This is a genomic window from Paracoccus litorisediminis, from assembly GCF_009711205.1.
GTDB classification, from domain to species: domain Bacteria; phylum Pseudomonadota; class Alphaproteobacteria; order Rhodobacterales; family Rhodobacteraceae; genus Paracoccus; species Paracoccus litorisediminis.
Map to the genome: position 1 here is coordinate 41609 of NZ_WMIG01000018.1, position 14369 is coordinate 55977.

Genomic DNA, 14369 nt, shown 5'->3' on the forward strand with positions numbered 1-14369 from the left:
AGCACCGAGCCACGAAAACCAAACCCCAGACATGTTACCAAACGCGTAGCAAAGATTGCGCCCATATTTTCGGCAAAGGTTGCTGTTTCGGTTCATCCGCCCCCCACCGGCGGGGCCGACAGTCATCCCTGTGGACCCGGCTCCAAGTTTTCCCGGACGGCGGCGCTCAGCTCTCGGCGGAAGCGGTCGATGGCGAATTCCGCAAAGCTGGACAGCTGGCGGTCCTTCTTGGTCACCACCCATGCGGTTATGCCAGCGCGCTCGGCCAGGGGGCGGCGCACCAGTCCGGGCATGTAGACCTCGGCCACGGAAAATTCGTCGATGATCGCCACGCCCAGCCCGTGGCGCACCAGACTGACCACGGTCTGAGCAAATCGTCCGCGCATCGAATAGCGCGGCTCGATTCCGGCCTCGCGAAACGGTCGTGCAAGGATCTCGCCATAGGGGTCGGTAGGATCGACGCCGACGAATTCCTCTTGCGCCAGATCATGAACCGAGATCACCGGCTTTGCGGCAAGGGGATGGTCCTCGGGAACGATGACCACCAGTCTGCCCTGTACCAGCGGTTCACTGTTCAGGGCCGAGTTCTGAATGGCCGAACTCATCAGCACGAATTCGCCCCGTTCGAGCAGCAGATAGTCCGAGGTTTCCTCGATCTTGAGGATGTTGAGGTCGATGAACAGATCGGGGAAGCGCGCCCGGATGCTGCGGATGGCGCGTGCGGCGATGAACTGGGCGATCGAGGGCGCCGAGGCGAAGGACAATCGCACGTCCTCGCCCTTGCGCAGCGATGCGACAGCCGTGTTCAGGTTTTCCATCTGGCGATGGACCTGATGCACCATCTCGAAAATCGGGGCCGCCTCGGAGGAAGGGACGAAAAGCCCGGCCTTGCGTTCGAACAGCCGGATCCCCAGCGATTCCTCGGTATGCTTGACCAGCCGGGAAATTCCCGGGGCCGAGACATTCAGAAGCTTGGCCGCACCCTGAATCGTCCCGGCCATCATCACGGCGCGGATTACTTCAACCTGGCGAAGAGTCAGTTCTTTCATGGTGTTGATCTTAGCTGCAGTGGGTGCGGATTGCCCGCATGAAATTCCGGCACCAATAACCCGCGCTCGCGTCCAGCCTGTCCGCGGGATCGTGCTTGGCGCGCGTATCGTGATGCCACCTGAGCATAACAACAAGTTAATCGTATTGCACTTTGCGTATTTGCAGTTACGTGCGGCATTTGCAAGAATTTGCCGTTAACAACAGGGTTGGCCATGAAAACCTCGATTGCCACGGTCTCGATTTCGGGCAGTTTCAGCGAAAAACTTGTTGCGATCCAGCAAGCGGGTTTCGATGGGATCGAGATATTCGAACAGGATTTCCTCGCCTCGGATTTCTCGGCACGCGAGGTGGGCCGCATGGTCCGCGACCACGGGCTGGAAATCACGCTGTTCCAGCCGTTCCGCGATTTCGAGGGATTGCCCGAACCATTTCGCGCCCGGGCTTTCGCGCGGGCGCAGCGCAAATTTGACCTGATGGAAGAGTTGGGAACGGATCTGGTCCTGTTCTGTTCATCCTGTCATCCCGAGGCGCTTGGCGGGATCGATCGCGCCGCTGCGGATTTCCACGAACTGGGCGAGATCGCCAAAGACTGCGGCATCCGCGTTGGATACGAGGCCTTGTGCTGGGGCCGTCACATCAACGACCACCGCGATGCCTGGGAAATCGTCCGCCGCGCCGATCATCCCAATATCGGCCTGATCCTTGACAGCTTTCATACTCTGGGCCGCGGGGTGGACCCGCAGACCATCCGGCGCATTCCGGGTGACAAGATCTTCTTCGTCCAGCTTGCCGACGCGCCCGCAATCGACATGGACCTGCTGTACTGGTCACGGCACTTCCGCAATATGCCCGGCGAAGGCGATCTGGACGTGACCGGCTTTACCCGCGCGGTCATGGCCACGGGCTATGACGGGCCGCTGAGCCTTGAGATCTTCAACGACCAGTTCCGGGCGGGGCTGCCTCGGCTGATTGCGCGCGACGGGCATCGCAGCCTTGTAGCCTTGATGGACCGGGTGCGCAGGGCCGAGCCCGCGATGAAGGTCAATTTGCCAGCCTTTCCCGCCGCCGAGCCGGTCGAAAAGGTCGAGTTCGTCGAATTTGCCACCTCGCAGGAGGACGCCTCGCAGCTTGAGACGCTGCTGGCCTCGGCGGGGTTCGAAAGGGCGGGGCGGCATCTGACCAAGCAGGTCGCGCTTTGGCGTCAGGGCGGTGTCAACCTGCTGGTGAACAGCGAGGCCGAAGGCTATGCCCACAGTGCCTGGCTTAGCCATGGCACGCATGTCTCCGAAGTGGCGCTGATCGTCCCCGATGCAGCCGCGACCTTTCAGCGGGCCGTGGCGCTTGGCGGTGAACCACATGTCCCGCCGCGCGCCCCGCAGGAGCTGGATATTCCGGGTGTCCGGGGGGCGGGAAGCAATGTCCTGCGACTGCTGGATTCGCAAACCCCGCTTGCGCGTATCTGGGACATCGACTTTGCCGTTGACCATCCGGCGCCGCAGGGTGCGGGGCTGGTCGGCACCGACCATCTGGCGCAGACCATGGCCTATGAGGATATGCTTAGTTGGTCGCTGTTCTACACTACGCTCTTTACAGGACAGAAAACGCCGGTTGTGGATGTGGTCGATCCCGAGGGGCTGGTACGCAGCCAGGCCATACGGGCGGGCAATCTGCGTATTACCCTGAACGGGGCCGAGGCGCGTGGGACGGTGGCAGGGCAGTTCCTGCATGACACGTTCGGTTCCTCGGTGCAGCATATCGCCTTCACGACCGAGGATATCTTCGCGACCGCCGCCGAAATGGCCGCCCGAGGGTTCCCCTTCCTCAGGATCGGCGCGAATTACTACGATGATGTCGAGGCCCGCTTCGGCCTGGACCCAAGACTGACCGAGCGGCTGCGGGTCCATAACATCATGTATGATGAGGATGCTGCCGGGCAGTTCATGCAATTCTATTCGACCGCGCTGCCCGGGGGCTTCTTCCTTGAGATTGTGCAGCGCGCAGGCGGATATGACGGCTATGGCGCGCCCAACGCTCCCTTCCGCATCGCCGCACAGAAGCGGGCCATGCAGCCGCGTGGAATGCCGCGCACCTAGATTCAACGCATTCCGTTCAGCATCGGGACAATCCCGTCCGATCCGTTTCATCGGGTCGGGCGGAAGTCATCGGTTGTTTGGCAGTCCGCGCTAGGTAAGGCCCGGTGTGACGCGGCCCTATAGAAATTATCGAAGATAGCCGCGCCGTTCCTGACGAGAACGGCGCTTCCGCGTGGTGTCTTTAGCGATCTCGCGAATGGCGCCGATCCACAATGCGATCCCGATTCATGCGTGCAGGACGCGGCTGCGCGGCTCGCTTTCGCGGCACCGATAGCGTTCCAAAGGGGGGCAACCAATCTTGGTGACAGTTTTGTTGCGGCGCGCAACGGTTTCGCCCCGGAGTCGAACCTTATTGGTTGAAACACGCCGCGGCTGTAAATGCCACGCAAGTCGCCGGGAAAAACAAGTTCATACGCCCATTCAGCGATTGGCCACGGCCCGCATGTCGCCAATCCCGCGATCCAGACATTAACATTGAGTTAATGCATTCCATCAGACGGTCTTTGACGTTACGAGCCTCTTTTGCCAATTGTCGGCTCAGAATGCGCCTGAGGAGCCGGCGCCACTATCAGGGAGGTTCAAATGACCACTTCTCCGGCCTTGTCATCAAAGGGCAAGAGCCAATCCAGCAAGGCTGCGGCCAGCGGCTGGATCGGTTCGGCCCTCGAATACTACGACTTCTTCATCTACGCGACGGCCGCTTCGCTGGTCTTTCCGCAGATCTTCTTTCCATCCGAAAATCCGCGCGCCGCGATCATCGCGTCCCTGGCCACCTATGGGGTGGGTTATATCGCCCGACCGATCGGCGCATTCGTGCTGGGCCATTGGGGCGACACCCACGGCCGCAAGAACGTGCTGATCCTGTGCATGTTCCTGATGGGCTTTTCGACCCTGCTTGTCGGCCTGCTTCCGACCTATGCGCAGGTCGGCATCCTCGCCCCGATCCTGCTCGTGATCCTGCGCCTCGTGCAGGGCTTCGCGGTCGCTGGTGAGATATCGGGGGCCAGTTCGATGGTGCTGGAACACGCGCCCTTTGGCCGTCGCGGCTTCTTTGCCAGCTTCACCCTGCAGGGTGTGCAGGCCGGTCAGATCCTTGCCGCCGCCGTCTTCCTGCCGCTTGCACATTTCATGCCGGAGGAATCCTTCAACAGCTGGGGCTGGCGTATCCCCTTCCTGCTAAGCTTCTTGGTCATCGTCGCCGGCTGGATCATCCGTCGCGAAGTCGACGAAACCCCGGCCTTCCAGAAGGCAGAGGCCAAGCACGCCACCCCGAAATCCCCGGTGGTCGAGGCGATCCGCACCTCGTGGCCAGACATGATCCGCGTGATCTGCATGGCGCTGATGAACACGATCCCCGTCGTTGCCACGGTCTTTGGCGCGGCCTATGCGGTGCAGGCCGCCTATGGCATCGGCTTCCACAAGGATGTCTATCTGTGGATACCGGTCATGGGCAACATCCTGGCCTGCGCCGTTATCCCGCTCATCGGCAATCTCTCGGACAAGATCGGTCGCCGTCCGCCGATCATCGTCGGCGCGCTGGGTTCTGGTCTTCTGGCATTCGGCTATCTTTACGCCATCTCGATCCATTCGGTTCCGCTGGCGGTCCTGATGTCGCTGCTGATGTGGGGTGTGGTCTATCAGGGCTATAACGCGGTCTTCCCCAGCTTCTATCCCGAGCTGTTCCCGACCCGGACCCGCGTCTCGTCCATGGCGATCTCGCAGAATATCGGCACCACCATCACCGCGATGCTGCCCGCCCTGTTCGCGACTGTCGCACCCCCCGGTTCGACCAATGTGCCGATGATCGTGGGCTCGATCGCCTTCGCCATCACCGTCATCGCCGCTGCCGCATGCTGGTCGGCACGCGAAACCTATCGGGTCCGGATGGAGGATCTTGGTAATCCCAACGCCGTCCCTGTGCCGGTGGACGATTATGATCGGCTGCGCAATCAGGCGCTGGCGAACCGCTGATCCACGATCTGGCGCGGTCCCCCACGGTCGGGGGCCGCGCATTCCAGCCTAACCATTCAAAGGAAAAAGTCACATGATCCGCGGAACAACCAAGCTCATCGCGCATCTGGGCTATCCGACCGCAACCTTCAAATCGCCGATGATCTACAACCCCTGGTTCGAGCGCCGGGGGATCGACGCGGTGGTCGTTCCGATGGGCTGCAAACCCGAGGATTACCCGGAATTCCTGCGATTGCTGTTCCGGCTTTCGAATATCCACGGTGCCCTTGTCACCATGCCGCACAAGGTCTCGACGCTTGCGCTGGCGGATCGCATCTCGGTCACGGCGCGCATCGCCGGAGCCGCCAACGCGCTTCGGCTTGCCGAGGACGGCGCGATCGAGGCCGATATGTTCGACGGAGAGGGCTTCGTGCGAGGGGTGCTGGGCAAGGGCAGGACCCTTGCTGGGACCTCGGCTTTGGTCGTCGGCTGCGGCGGTGTCGGATCGGCCATCGCGGCCTCACTGGCAAAGGCGGGTGTCGCGCGACTGGCATTGTTCGATCCGCAGGCCAGCAGCGCCGAGGCCCTGGCAGGTCGCATCGCTGCCGCCTATCCGGCGATCGCGCTGCAGACCGGCTCGAATGACCCGGCGGGCTTTGATCTGGTCGTCAACGCATCGCCTTTGGGGATGAGGGATACCGACCCTCTGCCCATGGACCCCGAACGGATTTCCGACATCACTTTTGTCGGCGAGGTCGTCATGAAGTCCGAAATCACCCCCCTGCTGCATGCCGCGCGGGCCAAGGGTTGCGCCTATCAGATCGGGACCGACATGCTGTTCGAGCAGATCCCGGCCTATCTTGAATTCTTCGGATTCCCCAAGCCGTCGGTCGAGGAACTGCAGGCGAGCGCCGCGATCAGCTACTGACGGATACGGGGCAGCGCATCGGACGGTGGCTGCCAAAGCCTCACAACAGGCAACCTGGGCCTTATCGGCCCATTACGTCGGGCAGAACGACGAATGGCAGACCGTCAGCCGCGATATCGATCCAGCATGATCCCGGCTTGACGGACGTGAGCCGCCAAGATCAACGGCCACGCAGCCAGTCAGCCAGCAATGGACGCGTCGTTCCGTCAGGCCCGGTGACCGAGGTTGCAGAGCACAGCGCGTTCAGGATCGCCTCTTCGGTGCTTTCACAGGCAGCGCGAAACAGGTCGTCGATGCGGGATTCGGACAATCTGGAAAGCGCGATCGTGTCCTTTGCAGACACATGCGGCACGCGGTTGGCAGTGGTGAAGCCCAGAACGACATCGCCGCTGCCATGACCCCAGAAGGCACCCAGCCGCGCAATCCCGGCACCGGCGCGGCGGCAGACCCGCTGCAATTGGCGCTGATCCAGCGGCACGTCGGTCGCCAGAACGACGATGATCGAGCCTTTCTCGGGCTGCGCTGCAGCATGTGGATCGGGGCGGCGGCCGTCGGGCAGCACCAGATCCCCCGCGCGTCCGAAATTTGCCAGAACCAGCACACCCAGATGGCAATCCCGATCCTCAATCCCGATCCGGCGTGACGCGGTCCCGATCCCGCCCTTGAAGCCGAAACACGACATCCCGGTTCCGGCGCCGACCGATCCTTCGACCACCGTATCCCCTGCCGTTTCTAGCGCGTGCAGGGCATTCGCCTCGGTCACGGCGAAGGCCTGGATATCCGACAGCGGGCCGTCATTGCATTCGCAGACGACCGCATTGACGGTCGAGGTCTCGCGCCCGATGGTCGGCGTTTCGCTGATCGCATGCCGGATCAGGGCATTGACGCAGGTGCCGACACCGAAGGTATTGGTCAGCAGGATCGGGGTCTCCAGTGTCCCAAGCTCGGCCACCTGCATCAGCCCGGCACTTTTACCAAAGCCGTTGATCACCTCGACCGCGGCTGTCAGCTTGTTCAGAAACAGGTTTCCGGGCTGCGGCACGATCGCGGTGACGCCGGTATTCACCTTGCCCTGACGCAGGGTGACATGACCGACCTGCACGCCCGGAACGTCGGTGATCGCATTGCCGATGCCGGGGGGCATGATCCCCGCAACCAGTCCGAAATCGCGTGCCCGTGCCATGTCTTCCCTCCTACGCCCGATGCATTGGTCTGTGGTCGCGGGATCGCATCGTGCGGCATTTGCTGGACTGAGCCGTTGGTAGCCGAGACCCCATGCAGACGCTAGATCGCCAGTCGAACGCGGTGATCCGACCCGACCGGGACCAAGGCGCTGGGTTCCGAGGACTGGCCCGGGTCCCGCCGGATGGAGATATCCGGAGAGAAGCTGCGTCCCGAGGGGATCGCGACACCGTCCGGCACGCCGCGCGCGCCGGTCAGGATCGCCTCGGCGTCGGGGACCGAGCCGATCAGGCGGCGGGTATAGGGATGGGTCGGGCGGGTGAAGACCGAATGCCAGTCGCCTTCCTCGACCACATGTCCGAAATACATCACCGCGACCCGGTCGCTGACATGTTCGACCACCGACAGATCGTGCGAGATCATGATGTAGCTCAGCCTCAGCGTCTCTTGCAGATCCATAAGCAGGTTGATGATCTGCGCCTGGATCGAGACATCCAGCGCCGAGACCGGCTCATCCAGCACAAGGATCTGGGGGTCGAGCATCAGCGCCCGGGCAATGCCGATGCGCTGGCGCTGGCCGCCCGAAAACTCATGCGGAAACCGCCGGGCATGGTCGGGCTGCAGCCCGACACGCTTCAGCATCGCCGCGACCCGGTCCTGCGCCTCGGACCCCGAGGCGAGGCCATGCAGTTTCAGCTGCGACAGCAGGGTCGAGCCGATCGTCTGGCGCGGGTTGAGTGAGGCGTAAGGGTCCTGAAACACCATCTGCGCGATCCGGGCGCGCTGCTTGCGCGAGGGGGCACCGGGACCGTTCAGGGGCTTGCCCTTATACAACACCTCGCCCGAGGTCGGCTCCTGCAGGCCCATGACGGTCAGCGCGGTCGTCGACTTGCCGCAGCCGGATTCCCCGACGATCGACAGGCATTCGCCCTCGTGCAGCGTCAGGTTCACGCCGTCCACCGCGCGCAGCACGCGGCGGGGGCCAAGAAGGCTTTGACGGGGCAGGTTGAAATGCACCTTGAGGTCGCGGATTTCCAGAAGGGGTGCGGTCATGCCCTTGTCTCCGGGGCAAGCTGCGGGCCGCGCGGGGTGATCAGCGTCGGCATGTCGCGGCCGCGATCCTTGGCGTTGACGACTTCGTCCAGCTCGATCAGGCGGCTGCGCTGACCCGGTGTGCGCGAGCCTAACCGGGGTCGGGCGGCAAGCAGGCCGCGCGTATAGGGATGAAGCGGGTTGGTGAAGATGTTGCGGGTATCCTGCTCCTCGACCAACCGCCCCTGATCCATCACGCCGACGCGTTGGCACATATTGGCGATGACACCCAGATCATGGCTGACCAACAGGACCGCGGTGCCCTCGGCGCGGCAAAGCTCGGCCATCAGTTCCAGCACGCCCGCCTGAACGGTGACGTCTAGCGCTGTCGTCGGCTCATCCGCGATCAGCAGGTCGGGGCGGCACGCCAGTGCAATCGCGATCATCACGCGCTGCCGCATGCCGCCGGACAATTGATGGGGATAGGCATGGGCGCGTTCCTCGGGGGCGGGGACACGCACGCTTTCCAGCGCCTCGACGGCTTTGCGCCGTGCTTCGGGCCAGCCCATGCCGCGATGGATCACGAACATCTCGGCGATCTGACGACCGATGGTGACCAGCGGGTTCAGCGCCGTCATCGGTTCCTGAAACACCATCGCAATGCGGTCGCCGCGCAATTGGCGGCGTTCACGCGGATGCATCTTCAGCAGGTCGCGGTCCTGAAAATGGATCGTTCCGCCGGTGACGCTCAGGGGGCGCTTCAGCAGGCCCATGATCGCCAGCCCGGTCACGCTTTTGCCCGACCCGGATTCGCCCACCAGCCCATAGGTCTCGCCCGGCAGGATGTCGAATGAGATGCCATGCAGGATCTCGTATCGTTTGCCGATGCCCAGACGCAGGTTGCGGACCGACAGCACCGGATCGGGAAGAAACTGGCTCATGCCGTCCGCGTCCTCATATGGGGGTCGAGCATGTCGCGCAGACCGTCGCCCAGCAGGTTGAAGCCCAGCACCGTCGCAAAGATCGCAAGGCCAGGAAAGATCGCGGCCCAGGGCGCGGTGCGGATCAGCTCTCGGGCATCGGAAAGCATGTTGCCCCAGCTGGGCTGCGGCGGACGGATGCCGACGCCCAGAAAGGACAGGGCCGCCTCGGACAGGACCGCGCCGCCGATGCCCAGCGTCGCGATCACCAGCACGGGGCCAAGGATATTGGGCAGGATCTGGGTGCGCATGATGTTGAAGTTGCCGAAGCCCGCAGTCTTGGCGGCCTGCACGAAGCCCTGATTTTTTAGCGAGAGCGTCGAGGATCGTGCAATCCGGCAGGTCCAGGACCAGTTGGTCAGGCCAAGAGCAAGCAGCAGGCTGGGCAGTCCTGGCCCCAGCACCGCCATGATCGCCAGCGCGAAGACCAGCGAGGGGATGGCCAGCATGACATTGGTCAGCCCGTTCACAAGATCATCCCACCAGCCGCCAAAATACCCGGCCGAGACCCCAAGCGCCGTCCCGATCACCGAATTGATCAGCTGCGAGATCAGCCCGACCGTCAGCGAGACCCGCGCCCCGTAAAGCACCCGCGACAGGACATCGCGGCCCTGCCCGTCGGTGCCCATCCAATGCTCCCAACTGGGCGGCATTTCGGAATTCATCAGATCGGCGTCCATGATCGGATCATAAGGCGCGATCAGGCCAGCCAGCACCGCGCCAAGGACGACCAGAACCACCAGCGCCAGACCCAGCGCAAAGTTGAAACGAAGGCTCATGGTTCAGCTCACCTTGATGCGCGGGTCGATCAGCGCATAGGCGATATCGACCAGCATGTTGATGACCAGAAACCACAGCACGATCACCAGAACCGCGCCTTGCACCACCGGGATGTCGCGCACGGCAACGCTATCGACCAGCAATGAGCCGATGCCGGGCCATGAAAACAGCTTCTCGATCACGATGGCCTGTCCCATCAATGCGCCGATCTGCAGCCCCATCGTCGTCAGGATCAGAACAAGCACATTTCGGGCGACATGGCTGCGCACCAGCCGCGGCTCGGCCAGGCCCTTGGCGCGGGCGGTGCGGACGAAATCGGCGTTCATCACGTCAAGCACCCCCGCCCGGGTCGTCCGTGCCAGCAGCGCCATCGGTCCGACCCCCAGCGCGATGGCGGGCAGGATGATGTGCCGGATGCTGCCGGGCTGATAGCCGAAGCTGGGCAACCAGCCCAGATTCAGCGCAAAGACATACATCAGCAGCAGCCCGAACCAGAATTCCGGCAGCGACAGGCCCGAGACCGCGACGACCATCGTGCCGCTGTCAAAGACGCTGCCGGGTTTCAGTGCAGCCAGAAAGCCCAGCGGAATCCCGACGAAGGCCGCAAAGCCCATGGCGCAAAGCGCCAGCTTGATCGAGGGCCAGAGCCGCGGCTCGATCACGTTCCAGACCGGCTCGCGGGTGCGGTAGGAAATGCCCAGATCGAAATGGGCCAGTCCCGAGAGGTAGTTCCAGAGCCGGACCGGCAGCGGCTGATCCAGTCCGAACTGCTCATTCAGATGCGACAGAACCTGCGCATTGGTGGCGTTTCGGCCCTCTGACATCAGCGAGGTGATGAAACTGCCCGGCACGACGCTGAAGATCACGAAAATGATCAGGATGACCGCCAGCATGGTGGGAATCATCTGCAACGTCCGGCGAAGGATGAAACGCATCATCTGCTGGTTCTGCCTTTGGTGGAATTCTGCGGAAGGCTGGAAGGGCCCGGATTTCCGGGCCCCTCCCTTTGAGTGTTACTTGCGCGTTGCCGGGGCGTTCTCGTCGATCCAGATGTCTTCGTAATCCTGAATGGCCAGTTCCATCGCGTTCGGCTTCAGCCCATGCACCCAGGGCTGATAGGCCATGACGGCCTTGTTATAGTTGAAGAACCAGACCGGAGCCTCTTCCAGCAGCAGGTTGTTGGCCTGCTTAAGCAGATCATTCTGCTTGGTCGGATCGGTTTCGTTCCCGGCAGCTTCGATCAGCTTGTCGAATTCGGGGTTGGCGAACTTGACGTAGTTGCAGGCCGATTGCGAGGTCGCCGAATGGAAGCAGTTGAGATATTTCAGCGGGTCCGGACCCGATGAGTTCGACCAGATATAGCCGTCGAAATTATCGGACAGGATCTTGTCGGACAGGACCGAACCATCGACCGGATCGGTCGTGACCTCGACCCCGACCTTGGCCAGCATCGGGATGATCGCCTCGACGATGGGCAGGCCCCAGCTTTCATTGTCGGTCGCCGTGACCGAGAATTTCAGACCGGATTCGTAGCCCGCTTCCTTCAGCAGCGCCTTGGCCTTTTCCGGGTCATAGGCATAGGCCTTGGCGTCCTTGTCGAATGCCGGGGACGAGACCGGCAGCCATGAAACCGCCGGATAGGCTTTGTTTTTCAGCAGCTTCTGGACGATCACGTCCTTGTTGATCGCGTGGTTGATGGCCTGACGGACGCGCTTGTCCTTGAAGGCCTCGATCTTGGGATTGAAGCCGATATTGCGCGTATAGACCTCGGCCACTTCAAGGATCTGGTCCTTGAGCGTCGGGTCCTGCGTATAGGCCTCGTACTGAACCGGACCCAGCACGTTCGCGTCGATCTCGCCATTGCGGAAGGCAACGTCGCGGGCCGCGGCCTCGCCCATCAGCATGATGTCAAGCTTGGCCAGATGCGGCTTGCCGGTTTCGTAATAGCCGTCGAACTTGACCAGCTCGACCTTGGAGCCGGGAACGTAATTCGCCAGCTTGAACGGGCCAAGGCCGTTCGGTTTCGAGGCCAGCTGATCCTCGGGATAGTCCTTGGAGTAGATCGGGGCATAGTTGGACATCAGGTTCCAGCCGGGATCGGCCAGATTGGTGACGGTGATCTCGACGGTCTTGTCGTCGATCTTTTTGATGCCGGCGATATGATCGGCCGTGCCCGCCTGAAATTCGGCCACGCCCGCAATCTGCAGCACCTGTTCGGCAGCGGGCAGGGCCTTCTTGGGATCGGCGATGCGGTTGTAGGACCAGATCACGTCATCCGCGTCCAACTTGTCGCCGTTATGGAAGGTCGCGTCGCGCAGCTTGTAGGTATAGGTCTTGCCATCCGCCGATTTCTCGACCGATTCCGCCAGATCAAGCTCGGGTTTGCCGCTGTCCGGGTTCCATTTGTACAGTGAGCGGTTCAGCGCCTTGCCGACGATCTCGTCCTGGGTATGGGGCGTCGCCGTCATGTCCAGCGAGGTGATCGAGTTGCCGTAGGGCGCCGCGAAAACCAGCGTTCCCCCGTCCTTGGGTGTCGCATCCTGTGCCAGTGCGGCCGTCGCCGTCCCAAGCGCAAGCATCGCCATCAGGCTAAGTCTGGTCAGCATGTCTTTCCTCCCTGTGGCGCGATTGCGCCCCCTTTGTTGGTGGTCTTGCGGACCGATGCCTCCCCGCACCGGGCCTCAGCTTCTGTCGTGAACGATGCGCCCATCCAGAATCGTGATCTCGCAACGGGTGTGGTGCAGGATGGTCTCGGGATCGGCGGTTAGCAGGTCCTGATCGAACACCGCGACATCTGCCAGCATTCCGGGCTCCAGCCGTCCCTTTACCTTTTCCGCCCCCTGCGAATAGGCGCCATGTTCGGTATAGGCGCGCAGGGCCTGTTCGGGCGTCAGGATCTCGGACGCATCCATCACCGTGCCCTTATGGGTCTTGCGCGTCAGCATCGCGTAAATATCCGGGAACGGGTTCGGAGAGCAGACCGGTGAATCACTGCCGGTCGAGGGCTTCATCCCCAACCGGTCCCAGGTCGCGATCGGATAAGACCGCAACCCGCGTTCCGGTCCCAGAACCGAGACATAGGCATCGCCGAAATCATAGATGAAGGCCTGTTGCGGCGCGGGCAGGATGCCGGAATCCAGCATTCGTTGGTTCATCTCGGCATCGGCATAGCCGCAATGCTCGATCCGGTGGCGACGGGCGTCATCCGGATTCGCGGCGCGGACACGCTCATAGGCGCGGATAAGCTGGTCGATGGCGGCATCGCCGATGCCATGGCAGACCATGGTGTAGCCCATCGAGGTATAGCGATCGACCAGTTCGAACAGCTGCGCGTCCGGCAGCATCTGGACGCCGTAATTGTTGGTCTGACCGTGATAGGGCTGGCGCATCCATGCCGTGCGCCCACCCGCCGAGCCGTCGGTAAAGACCTTGACGCCGCCGATGCGGAACATGTCGTTACCGACCCCGGTGACAAGGCCGACGTCATGGCAGGGCTCGACGATGGATGAGCCGGGATCGCCCAGCAGCGTGGCCCAGACCCGGACCGGCAGCCGCCCGTCGCGAAGCGCAAGGTGATAGGCGCGGATTTCCGTCATGCCGTCGATCTGGCCCGTCGCCGCATCCATGCACGAGGTAATGCCGAACTGTGCAAGATGCTGGCCACCCGCCTCGATCGCGTCGATGATTTCCTCAAGCGAGGGCGTCGGCTGCACGCTATAGACCAGATTCTGGGCGTTTTCCGCCAGCATCCCGGTCAGCTGCCCGTTCTCGCGCCCGATGACACCGCCATCCGGGTCAGGCGTATCCGCCGTGATCCCCGCCCGCGCGAAAGCCAACGAGTTGACGATCGTGACATGGCCGCAGGCGCGCGTCACCGAAACCGGATGATCGGGCAGCGCTGCGTCAAGTTCCTGAGCGGTGGGCATCAGCCCATCCGGGTAGCGGGTCTGGTCAAAGCCACGCGCGCGGATCCACTCTCCCTTCGGGGTCGTCGCGGCGCGGGCTTGAAGCGCGTGGAGCAGTTCCTTACGGGTCGGCGCGGCATCCGCTGTCGCATCGACCTGTCCGCGCAGCAGGCCGGTCGAGATCAGGTGAAGATGCGCGTCGTTCAACCCCGGCATGGCGAAGCGCCCGGCCAGATCGACGACTTTCGTCTGGGCCCCGATCAGCGGCTCAATCTCGGCATCGCTTCCCAGCGCCAGAATCCGATTGCCGGAAATCGCCAGAGATTCGGCCAGCGGCAACCCATAGCCGGGCCAGATTTTCCCGTGCCGAAGCACGAGATCGGCAGCAATCGCTGAGGTCATGATTGAAACACTCTTCCCTGTGTCGGTCCCGGCAGTCGGGTGCCTGTTATTAGGGCAGGATGCTTCA

At 62.6% G+C, this 14369-nt stretch carries 11 protein-coding genes; 3 read left to right on the forward strand and 8 right to left on the reverse strand.

The genetic code is table 11. The features are described 5' to 3' along the window. Window positions 1–122: 122 nt before the first annotated feature. Window positions 123–1049, reverse strand: a complete 927-nt coding sequence (locus GL300_RS20695; protein WP_155041590.1) for a LysR family transcriptional regulator — start codon at window positions 1047–1049, stop codon at window positions 123–125. Between the two features lie 213 nt (window positions 1050–1262). Here GL300_RS20695 and GL300_RS20700 point away from each other — a divergent pair, with 213 nt between their 5' ends. From GL300_RS20700 to GL300_RS20710, 3 genes are all read left to right on the forward strand, one after another. After that, on the forward strand, window positions 1263–3143 hold the full coding sequence (locus GL300_RS20700; RefSeq protein ID WP_155041591.1) for a bifunctional sugar phosphate isomerase/epimerase/4-hydroxyphenylpyruvate dioxygenase family protein: 1881 nt from the start codon (window positions 1263–1265) through the stop codon (window positions 3141–3143). Window positions 3144–3725: 582 nt separating this feature from the next. Further along, complete coding sequence (locus tag GL300_RS20705) at window positions 3726–5114, forward strand: MFS transporter (protein ID WP_155041592.1); 1389 nt, start codon at window positions 3726–3728, stop codon at window positions 5112–5114. Between the two features lie 73 nt (window positions 5115–5187). After that, on the forward strand, window positions 5188–6021 hold the full coding sequence (locus GL300_RS20710; protein WP_155041593.1) for a shikimate dehydrogenase family protein: 834 nt from the start codon (window positions 5188–5190) through the stop codon (window positions 6019–6021). A gap of 160 nt (window positions 6022–6181) precedes the next feature. On the opposite strand, the gene GL300_RS20715 is transcribed toward GL300_RS20710, so the two are convergent. From GL300_RS20715 to GL300_RS20745, 7 genes are all read right to left on the reverse strand, one after another. After that, a complete protein-coding gene (locus tag GL300_RS20715; RefSeq protein ID WP_155041594.1) occupies window positions 6182–7204 on the reverse strand; it encodes a DmpA family aminopeptidase in 1023 nt (340 codons plus the stop codon). 101 nt (window positions 7205–7305) lie between these two features. Beyond that, window positions 7306–8256 (reverse strand): ABC transporter ATP-binding protein, encoded by a 951-nt coding sequence (locus tag GL300_RS20720; RefSeq protein ID WP_155041595.1) that lies wholly within the window; start codon window positions 8254–8256, stop codon window positions 7306–7308. Beyond that, on the reverse strand, window positions 8253–9176 hold the full coding sequence (locus tag GL300_RS20725) for an ABC transporter ATP-binding protein (RefSeq protein ID WP_155041596.1): 924 nt from the start codon (window positions 9174–9176) through the stop codon (window positions 8253–8255). The genes GL300_RS20720 and GL300_RS20725 overlap by 4 nt, the downstream gene beginning before the upstream one ends. Continuing rightward, on the reverse strand, window positions 9173–9994 hold the full coding sequence (locus GL300_RS20730) for an ABC transporter permease (RefSeq protein WP_155041597.1): 822 nt from the start codon (window positions 9992–9994) through the stop codon (window positions 9173–9175). Before GL300_RS20730 ends, GL300_RS20725 begins: the two co-directional genes overlap by 4 nt. A gap of 3 nt (window positions 9995–9997) precedes the next feature. After that, a complete protein-coding gene (locus GL300_RS20735; protein WP_155041598.1) occupies window positions 9998–10933 on the reverse strand; it encodes an ABC transporter permease in 936 nt (311 codons plus the stop codon). Between the two features lie 75 nt (window positions 10934–11008). Further along, a complete protein-coding gene (locus GL300_RS20740; protein WP_155041599.1) occupies window positions 11009–12601 on the reverse strand; it encodes an ABC transporter substrate-binding protein in 1593 nt (530 codons plus the stop codon). A gap of 75 nt (window positions 12602–12676) precedes the next feature. Continuing rightward, complete coding sequence (locus GL300_RS20745) at window positions 12677–14302, reverse strand: amidohydrolase (RefSeq protein WP_155041600.1); 1626 nt, start codon at window positions 14300–14302, stop codon at window positions 12677–12679. Window positions 14303–14369 lie beyond the last annotated feature (67 nt).